The organism is Thalassospira sp. TSL5-1 (genome assembly GCF_001907695.1).
GTDB lineage: Bacteria > Pseudomonadota > Alphaproteobacteria > Rhodospirillales > Thalassospiraceae > Thalassospira.
This window is the reverse complement of sequence record NZ_KV880638.1, coordinates 1,446,917-1,463,586: the sequence shown is the minus strand read 5'-3', so window position 1 is coordinate 1,463,586 and position 16,670 is coordinate 1,446,917. Positions and strand designations below refer to the sequence as shown.

The 16,670-nt window shown below is 52.0% G+C and carries 16 protein-coding genes; 5 read left to right on the top strand and 11 right to left on the bottom strand.

The window, feature by feature from the left end:
• Positions 1-33: 33 nt before the first annotated feature.
• The 6 genes from LF95_RS16265 to LF95_RS16240 form a co-directional block, all read right to left on the bottom strand.
• On the bottom strand, positions 34-534 hold the full coding sequence (locus LF95_RS16265; protein ID WP_073956037.1) for a hypothetical protein: 501 nt from the start codon (positions 532-534) through the stop codon (positions 34-36).
• A gap of 145 nt (positions 535-679) precedes the next feature.
• A complete protein-coding gene (locus tag LF95_RS16260) occupies positions 680-1,552 on the bottom strand; it encodes a pirin family protein (RefSeq protein ID WP_073956036.1) in 873 nt (290 codons plus the stop codon).
• Between the two features lie 139 nt (positions 1,553-1,691).
• Entirely contained in the window at positions 1,692-2,909 is a 1,218-nt protein-coding gene (sbmA, locus tag LF95_RS16255; RefSeq protein ID WP_073956348.1) for a peptide antibiotic transporter SbmA, read from the bottom strand.
• A gap of 182 nt (positions 2,910-3,091) precedes the next feature.
• A complete protein-coding gene (wrbA, locus tag LF95_RS16250) occupies positions 3,092-3,694 on the bottom strand; it encodes an NAD(P)H:quinone oxidoreductase (protein ID WP_073956035.1) in 603 nt (200 codons plus the stop codon).
• A gap of 201 nt (positions 3,695-3,895) precedes the next feature.
• Positions 3,896-4,903 (bottom strand): glycerophosphodiester phosphodiesterase, encoded by a 1,008-nt coding sequence (glpQ, locus tag LF95_RS16245; protein WP_073956347.1) that lies wholly within the window; start codon positions 4,901-4,903, stop codon positions 3,896-3,898.
• A gap of 262 nt (positions 4,904-5,165) precedes the next feature.
• Positions 5,166-6,839, bottom strand: coding sequence for a M20/M25/M40 family metallo-hydrolase (locus tag LF95_RS16240; protein WP_073956346.1), 1,674 nt, complete (start codon positions 6,837-6,839; stop codon positions 5,166-5,168).
• A gap of 122 nt (positions 6,840-6,961) precedes the next feature.
• Here LF95_RS16240 and LF95_RS16235 point away from each other — a divergent pair, with 122 nt between their 5' ends.
• Complete coding sequence (locus LF95_RS16235) at positions 6,962-7,378, top strand: Lrp/AsnC family transcriptional regulator (protein ID WP_073956034.1); 417 nt, start codon at positions 6,962-6,964, stop codon at positions 7,376-7,378.
• Positions 7,379-7,463: 85 nt separating this feature from the next.
• On the opposite strand, the gene LF95_RS16230 is transcribed toward LF95_RS16235, so the two are convergent.
• The 3 genes from LF95_RS16230 to LF95_RS16220 form a co-directional block, all read right to left on the bottom strand.
• The gene (locus LF95_RS16230) at positions 7,464-8,090 is read right to left on the bottom strand and encodes a HEPN domain-containing protein (RefSeq protein WP_073956033.1); all 627 of its coding nucleotides are present in this window, start codon (positions 8,088-8,090) and stop codon (positions 7,464-7,466) included.
• Between the two features lie 6 nt (positions 8,091-8,096).
• A complete protein-coding gene (locus tag LF95_RS16225; protein WP_073956032.1) occupies positions 8,097-9,137 on the bottom strand; it encodes a ParA family protein in 1,041 nt (346 codons plus the stop codon).
• 133 nt (positions 9,138-9,270) lie between these two features.
• Positions 9,271-10,455: a vWA domain-containing protein gene (locus LF95_RS16220; RefSeq protein WP_073956031.1), complete on the bottom strand. Its 1,185-nt coding sequence runs from the start codon at positions 10,453-10,455 to the stop codon at positions 9,271-9,273.
• A gap of 281 nt (positions 10,456-10,736) precedes the next feature.
• Between LF95_RS16220 and LF95_RS16215 the strand changes: the two genes are divergently transcribed.
• Positions 10,737-11,069 carry a helix-turn-helix transcriptional regulator gene (locus LF95_RS16215; protein WP_083607728.1) on the top strand — a complete coding sequence of 111 codons (333 nt, stop codon included), beginning with the start codon at positions 10,737-10,739 and terminating at the stop codon, positions 11,067-11,069.
• On the top strand, positions 11,056-12,375 hold the full coding sequence (locus LF95_RS16210) for a type II toxin-antitoxin system HipA family toxin (RefSeq protein ID WP_252509792.1): 1,320 nt from the start codon (positions 11,056-11,058) through the stop codon (positions 12,373-12,375). The genes LF95_RS16215 and LF95_RS16210 overlap by 14 nt, the downstream gene beginning before the upstream one ends.
• 5 nt (positions 12,376-12,380) lie before the next feature.
• On the opposite strand, the gene LF95_RS16205 is transcribed toward LF95_RS16210, so the two are convergent.
• The gene (locus LF95_RS16205) at positions 12,381-13,226 is read right to left on the bottom strand and encodes an AAA family ATPase (RefSeq protein WP_073956029.1); all 846 of its coding nucleotides are present in this window, start codon (positions 13,224-13,226) and stop codon (positions 12,381-12,383) included.
• Positions 13,227-13,404: 178 nt separating this feature from the next.
• Between LF95_RS16205 and LF95_RS16200 the strand changes: the two genes are divergently transcribed.
• Positions 13,405-14,199, top strand: a complete 795-nt coding sequence (locus tag LF95_RS16200; RefSeq protein WP_073956028.1) for an SDR family NAD(P)-dependent oxidoreductase — start codon at positions 13,405-13,407, stop codon at positions 14,197-14,199.
• 111 nt (positions 14,200-14,310) lie between these two features.
• Here LF95_RS16200 and LF95_RS16195 read toward each other — a convergent pair whose 3' ends face one another.
• A complete protein-coding gene (locus LF95_RS16195; protein WP_073956027.1) occupies positions 14,311-15,921 on the bottom strand; it encodes a Rieske (2Fe-2S) protein in 1,611 nt (536 codons plus the stop codon).
• An 88-nt stretch (positions 15,922-16,009) separates the two neighbouring features.
• Here LF95_RS16195 and LF95_RS16190 point away from each other — a divergent pair, with 88 nt between their 5' ends.
• Positions 16,010-16,666 (top strand): helix-turn-helix transcriptional regulator, encoded by a 657-nt coding sequence (locus LF95_RS16190; RefSeq protein WP_073956026.1) that lies wholly within the window; start codon positions 16,010-16,012, stop codon positions 16,664-16,666.
• Positions 16,667-16,670 lie beyond the last annotated feature (4 nt).

Genomic DNA, 16,670 nt, shown 5'->3' with positions numbered 1-16,670 from the left:
ACAAAACAACGGCGCATTATATAAATTAAAATCTCACCAACCAAAGTATTTTCCATATCTCTCGATGTACATCTTATTGTGGCGTTCTACATCAACACTATTTTCCGGAAGATTGTGGATAAAATGCCTGATCATTTCAAAGAAACAAACGAGACGGTCTCTATCCAGGTCTGAATTGATATTCAACTCATACTTGTCATCCCTTGGCTGCATCTCCGGCGGATATACCGTTTCAAGAATCCCGCCATCACCGCCAATCTTCGTTTTTAACGCAGGCCAGGATGGAGTAATCCAAACAACAGCATTCTTCTTTACATGTTTAACTCGATAAATGAACGAGTATTCATCCTGTTGTGCATCACCATAAGCAACATAATCGGCAAATAATTTTCCGGCAGAAGCTTTGAAAATTTCATCCCAAATATTGATAAGCGCATAAAACGAACCCGCGTTTTGCACCCAGTCGTCAAAGGGAAAACCTGGATATTTTTGATATTTTTGCAGCAACCTATCTATGTAATGCTCGGGCGTCATGATCAGGCTATAAACAAACTCGTTTTACCAAATGTATTGTCATCATATCGCATTTTGATGATGACACAAAACACAACGGGCGAAGGAGTAAACTCCCTCGCCCGTTGTGCTTGAAATGCGTTTCTTTTGCCGAAATAACGTAACGTCAGCCCTGTCCGACGGCTTTTTCGCGCACGAAGCGGCCGCGCTGGAAATCTTCAAAGGCCTGCATCAGTTCTTCGCGGGTGTTCATTACAAACGGACCGTGACGGGCAATGGGTTCGTCAATCGGTGCGGCCGCAATCAGCAACAATCGTCCGCCTTCGCTACCGCCCTTCAGCAATACCGCATTGCCATCCTTGAGCACCGCCAGATGATGGGTGGGCAGGGAACGACCGGCAACCTCGCCATCGCCAATGAACATATAGACAAGGGCGGCGTGCCCCTCTGGCACTGGCAGGGTCACTTCGGCATTGGGCGCCAGTTTGACATCCATAAACACCGGTTCGGTCGAAATACCCGAGACCGGCCCGGTTTTGCCAAAGGCGGAACCGGCGACCAGACGAATATCCACGCCTGCTGCCGGGCTGACTTCGGCAACCTCATGGGCCTCCAGGTTCTGGTAACGCGGACGTTGCATTTTGTCCTTGGCGGGCAGGTTGATCCAAAGCTGAAAACCCTGCAACAGGCCATCTTCCTGTTCTGGCGTTTCGGAATGGATAATGCCGCTGCCGGCCGTCATCCACTGCACCCCGCCAGAGCGTAAAACGCCCTCTGACCCAATGCTGTCATTATGGCGCATCGCCCCTTCGACCATATAGGTCACGGTTTCAAAGCCCCGATGGGGATGTTCGGGGAAACCGGCAATATAGTCATCCGCCTTGTCGCTGGAGATCGAGTCCAGCATCAAAAACGGATCGAGCATTGGCAAAGCAGGCGAGCCAACAGACCGTTTCAGGCGCACACCGGCCCCATCCGAGGTATCCATTGCCCGGATTGTCCGGGCGACCTTGCGCAGGTTAACATCGTCATTTTTCATCGGGAAAGCTCCCTTTCTTCAAAATCGGGCACCACCGCGTGGTGGTGAACAGTTACTTTGAATCTGGCACAAAAAAGCGCCCGAACAACCTCTATTCGGGCACCTTATTGTTTCCCCAAACGGGACAATCAGCGCAAAATCAGTCCGTTACCAACGAAACGGAGGCCTCAAAGGCCCGCAGACGTTTATAAATCGACAGCAATTCGATAATCGTGGTCCAGGCATCAACCAGATATTGAAAAGAGCCGGAGACCTGCCCAAAGGCGGTTAAAACCTGCTGAAGCACCCCAAAGGTGAAGCCAATGGTCGCCCCTGCCGCAATCGTGGGAATGAGAATGGCGATGGCAAAAATGCCGTCTGCCTGGATATATAACCCGCGAAAAACATTAAAATAGGTGTAGTGCCAATAAAGCCGGAAATAGTTTTGCCGCACAAAGCCGAACAATTCGCGCACGGTTACGGGGTCGGCACGGTGTTCGTGATCCTCGCCATAGACCAGTTCCTTGCGATAGGCCGCCTCGACCCGCTGATTATGAAATTCCAGCCCCGGCAACTTGATCCCGACAAGGGCCAGCAGCAATGTGCCAAAAACCGACCAAATGATGGCTGCCGTCACCAGGGGAGCGGGAATTTCGCCCACCAATGGCAGGGTGGTGACATATTTTGACAGGCCCCACAATACGGGTAAAAACGCGATCAGCGTCATGATTGCGCTGACCAGTGAGATGCCCAGCCCCTCGATCACGCTGGCAAAGCGCATGGTGTCTTCCTGAACACGCTGGGCCGCGCCTTCGGTATGGCGCAATTTTTGCCAATGCGACATGTAATAACTGTTCATCGCCGTGCGCCAGCGAAAGATCCAGTGGCTGACCAAAAAACGCGTCAAGACAAACAGGAACATGGCGCACAGGGCAATTTCGGCGAATTGCCCGATTAGCAAATACAAATCAACGGCATGTACCACTGCTTGGCCCGACAGGGCATTTTGCACATCATCAAAAAACGGCCGACGCCAGTTATTGATGGCAACCGAGACTTCGACATCAAAAAAGGTGGTGAAAATGATAATCGCCGAACCGAAGACCGACCATAACTGCCACGGATTATCGGAACAAAAACGCCAGACCAGACCAAACAGGCCAACGGCAATAAAATAATAGGCACTAAACCATAAAAAGGTCGGCGTTGCGAAATAGGCAATGCCGACAACCTGTCCATCGGCGGATGAGGCAACGCCAAGCCCCAAATATTGCCCCCATTGCTGCCCGCCGCCATACCAGATGGTGGCGGCAATGACAGTCCAGATAAGGGCACTTGAGAAAAACAGTCTGGGACGGGGAAAAAAGGACTGGAACACGGGAAGCTCCGTTTTTTTTTGAGACTTTAAAAAACGAAATGATCCCGAACCAAGGCAATTCCACGACGCGATTATGGTAATTGCGCCGAAAATTGCCCTAATTTCAAAATAATTCCAAAACAGAAAATGCCGCACCGGATACACAACCGATGCGGCATAAGTCCGTTTTAAGGCTGATTGTTTCAGCCTGCCAGCTTGGCGGCAAGTTCGGCCACATGCTTGCCCTGGAAGCGGGCAATATCAAGCTCGTTTTCGGAAGGCTGGCGCGAACCATCGGCGCCTGCCAGGGTCGTTGCGCCATAAGGCGAGCCACCGGTGATCTGGTCCATTTTGGTCAGACCTTCACAGCTATAAGGTACGCCAACCAGCACCATGCCATGATGCAACAATGTGGTGTGGGTCGAGGTGATGGTGGTTTCCTGACCGCCATGCTGGGTGCCGGTGGAAGCAAAGACCGAGCCGATTTTGCCAATCAGCTTGCCCTGTGCCCAAAGACCGCCGGTCTGATCAAGGAAAGTGCGCATCTGACCGCACATATTGCCAAAACGGGTGGGAACGCCAAAAATGATGGCATCATAATTTGCCAGATCATCAACCGAGGCCACCGGCGCATCCTGATCAAGTTTAGCCCCGGCACCCTTGGCAACATCCTCGGGCATTGTTTCAGGCACGCGCTTGATATCAACCGTGGTACCGGCAACACCGACCGCGCCTTCGGCAACGGCCTTTGCCATTGTTTCGATATGACCATACATCGAATAATAAAGCACCAGTACTTTTGCCATTCCATGCCTCCTGTTTGATAAGATCGCTGGCCGCGTTCCGGCCAAAACATCGTCCGCATCATGCGCCCTTTCCACCCCAACGAAAAGGCCGGGATTGGAAACAGTGTATTTCACCCCAAAATGGCAAAAAGGCCGGAACATTTTTGGTTCCGGCCCGTTCGTCTTTGCTGCCCCCTGTTGGCGAATAACAGGGATTGGAACCTATTCCGGCGTTGCCGCCAGATAATCCACCACCTGGTCGGGGAAGTCGGTAAAGGCGCCGTCAATGCCCGCATCGTCAAAAACAGCCGTCATCACAATGCGGAAATCTCCCGCCCACTTGGGCAACTGGTCGGCGCGCAGGGTATAGACATGAACCGGTAAATGGCGGCGCTGTGCCGCAATCAAGGTGGGCGACATGACGGCATGTCCATCCTCGCTAAGACCTTCAATCACCTGATCCAGCGACGGGCCGATGGCGTCCACCACCTTGGACATTTCCTCCACACCCTCATCGGTTTTCAGGAAATCAAAATCGACATTCGGGGCGATTTTCCAGCTATTTTCGCCCAATAGCTGCACCAGACGCCCCTGATAATTCAGATCATTACGGATGCGTTTGGTTTCGTTCCAGTCAAAAGACTGGATGTAACCATTGGATTCCCGCGTGCCATAACCCCATTTTTCCATCACCTTGATCACGGCCTTGGAAATATCCTGACCCTGGGCCCGGTGCCAGGCAGGGTCCTTGATTTCGGCGTAAACGCCAATATCGCGATTGGTGGATTTGTTAAGCCCCTGGATCAGTTTGATTTCTTCTTCAAAGGTCGGAATTTTGAAAATGCCATATTCCAGCGGAAAGCGGTCAGGATAAACCTGCTTGCCGGTTTTGGCATCCGTCCGCTCGTGAACATTCAGGGTTTTAAGCTCTGCCAGGGTAAAATCGATCGCATAAAAACGGCCATCCTTGCGGTGCCGTTTGGGGAATTTTTTTGCCACATCAGTAGTGGTATCAAGGTGAATATCGTGCAGGACAACCGGCACGCCATCCTTGGACATCACCACATCCTGTTCGATAAAATCCGGGTCCATGCCATAGGCCAGGGCAACCGCCGGGAGGGTATGTTCCGGCAAATAACCCGATGCCCCGCGATGGGCAATCACCACATGGTCATCGGTCACAGCCTGCGCCATTGCCGGTGAAAAGGCCATCATCGCGGCACACATCATGCCGGCGGCCCATGCCGCAAGCCGGGGCGCACGCCTGCACCGTTTGTTCCCGTATCGATTGATCCCGATTTTTGCCTTTGCCGCCCTATTCGCCAGCATTGCCCGGACCATCTGCAACTCCTTCATTCCGAAACGAATTTTCGCGATAGTGACGTGGACAAGCGGCAGGATCAAGGCAGTTGCATCACATATTTGCCCCTTTATCAGCCCAAGGTAGAAAATTTCGTAAAATGTTCTTTTTCGTCCTACCTGCTGACAGACCTTAAGCTAGCAGTTTTTTGGCTATTTCAGACAGAAAATCCGGCAGAACCTTATAACAATAAGGCGCATAAAGCCGCTCCAGACGCTGATGATATTCGCGCCCCCACGGGCCAATATTGACCACCGGATATTCCAGCGCATCGGCCACTGGCTGGTCCACCAACTCCCCTACCGGGGTATTTTCGGCGATAACTTTCGATTCGTCACTTTCTGGACATTTTCCGAAAAAAGACATATCCGAAATGCCGCCAAAATAACCCCGATCAATGATTTTGGTGTCATGACGCGCCTCGATTATCTGCCGGGCTTCATGGATGGCTTCGATAAAATCACGATCCAGTTTTCTATCTGTATCGAGATGAACCGCCGGGTAATGCAGGCTGGCATTGCCGGTAATAATCGCCGGGGCCTGCAACCGGGCCTCGGCCATTGCGGCCAATACCAGCATACGCGAACGTAACAACGGATTGTTACTGTAGCGGTATTCATCCTCCACCGCCGCAATACGGGCCATCCCCGCCTCCCCGCCAACCGTTCTCGCCATCTCGATTAACTGCGCATAGGAAATAACCTCCAGCGGGCGATAGGCCATTGGCGCGGGTTCACCATTGGCTTCGGCGTGCCGGGTGGCGCGGTCAAACAAACGATCCAGCGCCCGATTGGCAGTTGTTTTAACAATATCGGCAAATTCACCCAGGGCATCGCTGGCCGATTTACTTTGTATCAACCAGTTGAACGCCATCCAGACATGTTCGGGCGTGGTGACTTCGTAATTTTCGCGCAAATCCCGGCATTCCAGGCATACCGGCGGCGGGGCGGTTACGTTGCGGGCATGATCAGACAGGTCATTATTGCCCTCTATCGCCTGCATGATTTCGGCACTCATGACATGGGCGCTGATCCCGTCAAACGGATAACCCACATGGGTCGGCTGGCCAACAATCATGGCAAAGGGCATGATCTTGCCGATCGAGCCATGAAAAATCGCCCGGCCGATTTCGCCATTTTCGTAATCACTGCTGGCATCAAGGTTAATGCCGCCGACAATATCAATGTCCCAGCGGCGCACCAGTTCGGGCAAAGCATTGCGCAGGCTGCGCATACCGCAACTGTTGCGTTCTTCATCCGGGGTCAGACACAGCACCACATTGCCATTGCAGTCTGCCTGACAAGCGAAATGCTCCAGAAAGGCAATACCCGCCGCATCGCCGCTTTTCATATCCAAAAGCCCGCGACCGGGAACGAAATCCCCACTTTGCAAATCACGCAGGGCGAATTCTTCCTTGGCAGTCAAATCAGACCGGCTGGAAAGATCGGCAATCAGGGCGGCGCAGAGTTCATCGGGCGAAAAGGCCAGATGTTGTAGGTCATGGAAATTCTCAATCGAGACAACATCATAATGCCCGGCCAGCGCCAGGGTTTTGCGCCCGGTTCCGCGCACCAGCGCCACCACATTTTTTGCCATTGCCGTGCCATTTGCAACCAGATGGCTGTCAATAACGGCAATGTCATCGGGATTTTCCTGAAAATAGGGAATTTCACGCAGCAGCCCCACCAGCTTTTCGGCAAAATCGGCCTCGTCCCTGGTGCCGGTCACACTGGGCCAGCGGGTCAGACGTTCGGCAATGTCGCGGGTGCGGGCTTCGGGGGCCCAGTGGCCTGTTGCTGCGCTCATGATTGTTTTCCTGCCTGACATTGCATCAAAGCGCCAAATTAGCGCGATGCCCCGCCAATGAAAATGCAGAATCAATGCAATTATACGCCATACACTGACGAAAACAGCAATGAACCCCAAAAATGGACGATCTGGACCGCAGCCTGATTGCCGAATTGCGCATTAATGCCCGCGCATCGGTGCCCAAACTGGCCGACCTTTTGGGCGTGGCACCGGGCACGGTAAAATCGCGCATGACCCGTCTCGAACAAAACGGCGTCATTGCCGGTTACACCGTGCGATTGCACGAAGATGCCAGTGATGGCACCATTCGCGGGGTGATAATGATGGAGCTCTCGGGTCGCAACGTGAAGGCCCTAGTGGCAACATTACGCAAAACCCTCAGCTTTCGCACCCTTCACACCACCAATGGTGAATGGGACCTGATTGCTGAGGTTAAAGTTGGCAGCCTGCCGGAATTTAACCGCATCGTTACCCATATCCGCAGTATGGACGGCATTGCCAAAACCGAAACCTATTTGTTTTTGGGGCCTACGTAAACATTCAAATCAAATGTATATTCATGAAACAAAACCCAAAATTAGATCAAAAATAATCGCACACGAGAACAACGATGTTTTATCCTCAAACACACGAATCAATTGCCCTCACGATGCGATCAATATGCATTTTGACAAAGTCAACCTCACCGCGCGCAACAGGTCTCAACCCTCGAGGAAAAGTATTATTCAAATCACCCTCATGCACAATCTTATTTCTTCTATCGCAAATTAAGTCTAACTGAGACTTAATATCCTGCTTCATGTTTTTCAAAGACCTTCCGTCGGCACCCAGAATTTGACAAACAGCGTCCCACAATACTATAGGAGAGATCATCCTGACTCCGTCCGCAATACTATTTGATCTTTGAAAAGTTAACGCACTTAGATACTCACGGACATCTAAATCAAATGCATTATCTACTTCAAAAGCATTTACAGAACCCCTAATTCTCAGCAAAGTACTCGCTTTCAATTTATAACGCTGAAAGCCATCACAAATGGCCCTATTTCCTTGAAATATCGACAACATATTTTGAGCAACCAGTTCATGCACGTAAAGATCGAGTGCGCTGACTCTCATCGACCACTCGGCACGCAACAAATCACTTAAGTCAACAACACTAGATGTATTGCTATTTAAATACAAAAATAGAGACTGCAGCTGGTCACACCTAGACCATACTCCCTCATAATATTGAATCGGCTTCATTTACAACTATTCCGAAAGCAAAATCACATTCTCGGCACAGTCACGGAATGCTTTTTCAAAAGCACTCATTGACCTCTCCGTCTGATCCCAAACTGCACCCGTTTGGTTAACCTTGCTTTTCTCAAGCGCATAAACTGGAACTTGATGCTCTTGAGACAATGCAATTAAACTATTAAAATCAGCAACTTCCAGAATAGGATTCCATGGCTTTGACCCCGTAATTTCTTCGAACAAAACCGCATCAAGCAAATCATTTTCGATTAACATTGGAATTAATTTATCTTTCAAACCTGAGGTCAAATCATCGATCCAATGCTGAAATGCGCTGCTTGCCCTACCATTACGCGGCCTATATTTTTGAACGATCGCGCCGATAAATGACGTATTTGTGTTTGGAAAAGGATAATCTGCGTCAGTCAAAACATCGAGAGAACTAGCTGTGGTTGCCCATTTCTTCCAACGAGGTAACGTCTTTGTAAGAGATGACAATGCCATTGAAGAAAAATAGTCAGGATGAAGTGGCACGATGAAATGATCACTTGTCATCAAGAGATTCTGATTAATTGGCCCCAGGCTGGGACTCATATCAACCAACACAAAGTCTGCATTATATTTCTCGGCTGTACGGTCCAACATATAACGAATAGACCCAGGAAGATTTTTAAGAGCAAGAAGGGAACCGCTGAGCTCCTGAGCAATACCTAGTGTTGTCTCATATTCCGCTATTCCAATATGCCCTGGCAACAAAAAAAGGTTTCCATTCCCATTAACACACATGCACTCTGAGCCATCTATTTTGAATGGTTTAGACTCAAAGGCTGGGGAGAGTGCGTCTTTAACATTATTCGCTGGACTAGAAGTGTACACACCATCCAAGTCCTCGACACCTTTAAATCCTAAAACCATTCCTGTCAGATTACATTGAGGATCAAAATCAGCAATAATGACACGCTTACCAAGGCTCCCCAGCATCCACCCAAGATTAAATACCGTTGTCGTTTTACTCACACCGCCCTTATGATTAAACAAATTTATTATTTTTGCCATAACACTTACCTATAAAAATACCATTACAGCTATTAACACATCAACATGGCATTTTTTCAAGAAAAAAAAACTTGCAAAAAAAATAAATTAATTCTAAATAACGAAATTCTCATCGACAAGTCAGCATTAGATTCTAACGAGACAATTCGCCCGTCATCCGATCCAACCCCTCCAGGGTCAGCGGATACATCCGGCCTTCCATCATCTTGTGCAAAAGCTGGATCGAGGGGGTGTAGTGCCACCATTTTTCCGGCTGGGGGTTAATCCAGGCGGCGTGTTGAAAATGATCCAGCAGGCGCTGCATCCAGACCTGGCCTGCCTCGGCATTCCAGTGTTCGACGGAGCCACCGGGATAGGTAATTTCATAAGGGCTCATGGTGGCATCGCCGACGAAAACCAGTTTGTAATCACTGGAATAGGTATTGATCACATCCAGCGTTGAAATCTGTTCGCTGCGGCGACGCGCATTGTCCTTCCACAAACCTTCATAGGGGCAGTTGTGGAAATAATAATATTCCAGATGCTTGAATTCGGTTTTCACCGCCGAAAACAGTTCCTCGCACACGCGGATATAATCATCCATCGAGCCGCCAATATCAAACAGCATCAAAACCTTTACCGCATTGTGCCGTTCGGGCCGCATTTGTACATCCAGCCAGCCCTGCCGGGCCGTTGAGCGGATGGTGCCTGCCAGGTCCAACTCGTCGGCCGCACCGGTGCGCGCCCATTTGCGGAGTTTGCGCAACGCCACCTTGATGTTGCGGGTGCCAATTTCAACGCTGTCATCCAGGTTTTTAAATTCGCGTTTATCCCACACCTTGACCGCCCGACGATGGCGCGATTTATCCTGCCCGATACGCACCCCTTCGGGATTATAACCATAAGCGCCAAAAGGCGATGTGCCAGCCGTGCCAATCCATTTATTGCCGCCCTGATGGCGTTTTTTCTGTTCTTCCAGGCGCTGCTTTAATGTTTCCATCAGCTTGTCCCAGCCCCCAAGGGACTGGATTTGTGCCTTTTCTTCGTCACTTAAATATTTCTCGGCCAGTTTGCCCAACCATTCTTCGGGGATTTCCGCCGAAATTTCCGCCCCCGCGTCGGCCAGACTGGCAAGGCCCTTGAAATGCGCCCCAAAGACCTGATCAAACTTATCAAGGTTGCGTTCGTCCTTCACCAGCGACGCCCGGGAAAGGTAATAAAAATCCTCGACCGAATATCCGGCCACCCCCTTTTCCATCGCTTCAAGCAGCGTCAGATATTCCCGCAAACTGACCGGCACCCGGGCCTCTTTGAGCTTGTAGAAAAAACCGGTGAACATACTACTTCCATCCCAATCAAAGAAAAGGACCGCAAGGATACCAAACGCGGTCGGAGAATTCGAGGCTACAGCACAGAATAACCGACATCAGAGCCCCCCCAAAGCTATTGGGCCAGAAAATGCAAACCCCATACAAAATGTATAGTTAATTATACATTTAGGCCTTTTTGTATAATTTAATGGACATTTCCTTGACCAACCACAGTAAAACCTCTCACAATGTTCAGTAAATTGAACATTACACTTCACATACCTGTTTTATTGAACAAAAATCATCTGCCATGAAACGCAAAAGAAGCTACTCGCGCACCACCCGTCATGCCTTGTCTATTTTAGGCAGCATGATCCGTATTGGCCGAACGGAACGCAACATGACAGCGCAGGAACTGGCGGATCGGGCGGGTATTAGCCGCACCACCCTGCACAATATTGAAAAGGGTGCGCCCGGCCCTGAAATTGGCACGGTATTTGAGGTCGCCCATCTTGTTGGCGTGCCGTTATTTGACGCCGATGACCGGGTTGTGGCCCTGCAGGAGACCCGCCTTCGCGAAAAACTGACACTTATGCCGCAAGCAGTGCGGCCAGTGACACAGGAGGTGGATGATGACTTCTGATGTTACCGAAGCGCGGGAAGCCTATGTCTGGATATGGTTGCCCGGCGAGACGGAGCCTGTCGTTGCCGGACGTATCACACAAGACGGCGACCGGCTGGTTTTTACCTATGGGGCAAGCTATCGCAGCCGCGAAAATGCCATCGCAATTTACAGCCCGGAACTCCCCCTGCGCCAGGGAACCATCGCCCCCCTTGCAGGTTTGACAATGGCAAGCAGCCTGCGTGATGCGTCCCCCGATGCCTGGGGAAGACGGGTGATCATCAACAAATTGACAGGCAACAAACCAAATGCGGCCCATGCCCCGTCCTTCAATGAACTGACCTTTCTTTTGCAATCCGGGTCAGACCGGATCGGTGCACTGGATTTTCAAACATCGGCCACACACTACCAGCCCAGACAGGCGGCAGAAGCAATACTTGAAGATTTGCAACATGCGGCGGATCATGTGGAAAAGGGCCTGCCCCTCCCCCCGGCCCTTGATCTGGCAATCAATCACCGCACATCGATTGGCGGCGCCCGCCCCAAAGCCCTAATCAAGGATGGGCAGAAGAAATTTGTTGCCAAATTCTCGTCCAGCTCAGACCTGTATAGCGTTGTAAAAGCCGAATTTATCGCCATGCGCCTGGCAAAACTGTGCGGATTGAATGTTGCGCCTGTATCCCTGACGCAGGCCGCCAACAAAGATACCTTGCTGATCGAGCGGTTTGACCGCCTTCAAACCCAAGGAGGCTGGACACGCAAAGCGATGGTTTCGGCCCTGACCCTGTTGGGTCTGGATGAAATGATGGCCCGATATGCGTCCTATGAAGATCTGGCCGAAATCATCCGACATCGTTTTGCAGCCCCCAAAAAAACCCTCAAAGAGCTTTATGGCCGGATAAGTTTTAACATCCTGTGCGGCAATACGGACGATCACGCCCGCAACCATGCCGCATTTTGGGATGGCAGGATGCTGCACCTCACCCCCGCCTATGACATTTGCCCCCAGGGGCGCACCGGCAACGAGGCCACACAGGCCATGCTGATCAAAGACGACAAACGGGCCAGCACAATAGCAAGCTGCCTTGCCGCAGCGGCCGATTATCACCTGCGTGAAGATGAAGCCGCATCAATCATCGAGCAGCAAATGACCACCATCGCCGATCAATGGGACCATATCTGTAAAACCGCACAACTCTCGCCAGTTGATCGCACCCTGTTTGCAGGGCGGCAATTTCTCAATCCCTATTGTATCGACAGCCTCGGCACTGGTCACAAGGGGCTGCAAGATACCTTTCGACAAGCCCGCGCCCGGATAATGAAATAATTCGCTTACCGGCCTTCACGCCGTGCCATAAAAGCCAAACGTTCAAACAGATGCACATCCTGTTCGTTTTTCAAAAGCGCACCATGAAGGGGCGGCACGGCGGTTTTGGCGTCTTTGGCGCGCAGGGCTTCAGGGGGCAGGTCCTCGGCCATCAGCAGTTTAAGCCAGTCCAGCAATTCCGAGGTTGAGGGCTTTTTCTTGAGCCCGGCCACATCGCGCATGTCGTAAAACAGGTTCAGCGCCTCGCTGACCAGCCGTTTTTGAATATTGGGGAAATGCACATCAACGATTTGCGCCATCGTTTCGGCATCGGGAAAGCGGATATAATGAAAGAAACAGCGGCGCAAAAAGGCGTCGGGCAGTTCCTTTTCATTGTTTGACGTAATGATCACGATCGGTCGATTGGCTGCCGTGACCATTTTTTGTGTTTCGTAGACATAAAATTCCATGCGGTCGAGTTCCTGCAGCAGATCGTTGGGGAACTCGATATCGGCCTTGTCGATCTCGTCAATCAGCAATACCGGGGCGTCATCGGCCTCGAATGCTTCCCATAACTTGCCTTTGACGATGTAATTGGCAATGTCATGCACCCGCTCGTCCCCCAACTGGCTGTCGCGCAGGCGGGAAACGGCATCATATTCATAAAGCCCCTGCTGGGCGCGGGTGGTGGATTTGATCGACCAGGTAATCAGCTTTTTGCCCAGCGATTTGGCAATTTCCTCGGCCAGCACGGTTTTGCCCGTGCCCGGTTCGCCCTTGACCAAAAGCGGACGCTGCAAGGTGATGGCAGCATTGACCGCAACCATCAGGTCCTCGGTCGCAACGTAATTTTCCGTACCCTGAAACTTCATATCATTCTGCCCTGCAACATAAGTTGACGTTTACGTTAACCTAAGGTGTCCACCGCTTTTGGGCAAGAAGGCAATTGACGCCAACGGCGCCAACGGCCCCTTCTGTCGTACCTGCCCTTGCCCCAGGCTTTCAACAAATTATGTAGATACAACACATTATTATAGAAAGGATCGGGTTATGAAAATTGATTTAAGCGGTAAAAAAGCCCTGGTAACAGGATCGACCGAAGGCATTGGCTTTGCCATTGCAGCGGGCCTGGCCAAGGCAGGCGCCGAAGTGATTATCAATGGCCGCAAGGATGACAAAACAGCAAAGGCACTTGAAAAACTGAAATCCCAACTGCCGGACGCCACCCTTCACGGGGTTGCCGCCGATCTGGGCACGGCAGAGGGATGTGACAAGCTGATCAAGGCAGTGCCGCATCTGGATATTCTGGTCAATAATGTGGGTATTTTTGGCCCGCAGGACTTTTTTGAAACACCCGATAGCGACTGGCAGAATTTCATGGATGTCAATGTGATGTCCGGCGTGCGGCTATCGCGCGCCTATTTGCCAGCCATGGAAAAACAGGGCTGGGGCCGGGTTGTGTTCCTGTCATCGGAATCCGCGCTGAACATCCCTGCTGACATGATCCATTATGGTGTGACCAAAACCGCCTATCTGGCGCTGTCCCGCGGGCTTGCCAAGCGCATGGCAGGCACGGGTGTGACCGTCAATGCCGTACTGCCCGGCCCCACCCTGTCGGAAGGGGTGGAAACCATGCTGGCCGACGATGTGCAGAAAACCGGCAAGGATATTGAAGACGTCGCCAAAGATTTCGTTATGAAAGCGCGCCCCACATCGATCATTCAGCGTACCGCCCATGTTGATGAAGTTGCCAATATGGTGGTGTATGTGGCATCGCCGCTGTCATCGGCCACAACGGGGGCGGCCCTGCGGGTAGATGGCGGTGTTGTCGATAGCATCGCCTGACGGGATCGCATTTTTATAAAAGTTGCCCCCGTTGTGCTGTGGCGGCACAACGGGGGCGTTTGTCGCCCTGGGATGCGGGATGCAGACGCGAGGGAGCGTAGCGAAAATCGCCTATCCCCGACCGACAAAAGTTGTGGACTGATAGGCAACCCGCACCGCACGGCGGCGGGGAAATTCGCTGCTGACATAACGATGCACCGCCACCAGCATATCCTTGCGCCACGGCGCATCGGGGAACAGGGCCAGTTCGGAACGCACCATCGAGATGGTTTTGAGACGATGGACCGATTCAATAAAATCGGTGCATCCATGATAGAGCACTTTGCTGTGCAGCAAATCACCCAAAATGGTTTCGCTATCGCCTTCCCAGTCAATACCGGAGCGACCAGCATAATCCGCCGGGTCGCCATCCTTATGGACATATTTGGCATTGCGGCCGATGAAACAGCCAATTTGCAACAAACCATCACCCCACAATTCCGGCAGTTCGGTGGCCAGTTCGCGCACGGCCTGGGCGGTTGTCATGGCATGGGTCACATCCAGCCAGTTGACATTGGTGCCAATTGGCATGTTGGTGCGATACATCACGCTTTCATCAAAATGGCGCACCTGCCAGACGGCGGCTTCCATCAGGGCGTGATAACAGGCCTGCGGGTCTGCAGCGGACTTGCGCACCCGTGACAATACCCGTGCCACCGGCAGCCCCAAAAAATCATCCCGGCTTGCCGGTTCGCGATCCACATGCTCGTCCCAATCCTTGCGCACGACATGGAAGGCGCGAAATTCGGGGATCAAATCCTCGCGGGTGACGGTGCACAAATGGCGGGTTAACGGCAAAATCAGGCTTTCGAGCACATCACCGCCCAAAATGTCGATCAAAGGGGACACCTTTGACACATAAATCACCGAATGCCCAAAACCGGCATAATGGCGCATGGCACAGCGGGCAAAGGCCGGGCGCAGATCATCCCATGTCATGCCATCGGCCAGAGCACCACGCACCAAAGCGACGGCGGTATTTTCATCCTCGGCCTCGATGGCGCGGGAAAATTCGGCCTCGGACCATGTCGCAACGTCGGTGGTGAACGGATAAACCGGACGATAGGCACTATCCCAGGCAATATGGCCTAAAACTTCGGACAGGCAGGCAAGGCGTTCATACGGGTCGGTCAATTCCTGCCGGTAGGCCAGCCAGTCCGCCGCACCGGGCATGGCATGGGTGGTGCCAAATTCAAACCGGTCCATGCGCAGGGCAAAGGCCTTTTTCACCGCAACCAGCGGATCAACGCCGATCATATCCAGGCGGGCGAGCTCGCGGCTCAGGCGGCTATAATCATTTTTATGCAGCGCCTCGTCCAGATTGGACAGAATTTCATCACGCTGCTGATTTTGCGGGGGTTCGGTCATATCCAGCTCCACGATACCATCCTCATTTATCCGCACCGGGTAACGGCGTAACTTATCACCGCCCACCAGGGTATCGCCATTTTCCAAATCAAATTTCCAGTTATGCCAGTTGCAGGTCAACACACAGCCATCGCTAACCGTGCCTTCCATCAGCGGAAAGCCCTCATGCGGGCAGCGGTTATTGCAGGCATAAAGACCGGTTTCGGTCTGGAAAATGGCGACCTGACGGCCATCAAGACGCACCAGCTTGCGCCCTTTTTCCGATAATTCCGCCAATGTGGTGGCAGCAACCCAGTTGTCATTCGTCGATGTCATGGCGCCCTCTTTTAAAAGATTATTCTTTAAAAAATACGCTACGCCATCCCCCTTGCCATTTCAATAGAAAATTCTTTATAAAAGACACATGACAAAACGTAATCCCAAAGCAGCCGATGGCGAAACCCGCCGCGCCATCCTCGATATGCTTAAAAAAGGCGGCCCTGCCCGTGCCGATACAATGGCCGAAAGCCTGGGCATATCGGCAATGGCCGTGCGCCAGCATTTAAAAACCCTGGCCGAGCAGGAGATGGTCAGTGAACAGCAAATGGCCGCAACCAAGGGGCGACCGGCCAAACTGTGGGCATTAACCGAACAATCGAACAAGGCCTTCCCGGATGGGCATCAGGAACTGGCGGTATCGCTGATTGACTGCATGCGAGATACCTTTGGCCCGGACGGGCTGGCGCGCATTATTGAGGCCCGGGCTGAACAACAGAAAATGATTTATAAAACCCGCCTGCAAAATGCCGGGGAAGACCTGGAATCGCGGGTCGCCGCCCTGGCCGCCGCACGCGAGGCCGAGGGATATATGGCCGAACTCCAGCAGGATGCAGAGGGCAACCTGTTGCTGGTGGAAAACCATTGTCCGATCTGCTCGGCGGCATCGGCGTGCCGGTCGCTTTGTGCGCGGGAACTCGAAGTGTTTCAATCCGTTCTGGGACCGGATATATCTGTTGAGCGGACAGACCATATTCTGGCAGGCGCACGACGCTGCGCCTATCGCATCTCGGCGCGGCCCTGAACGC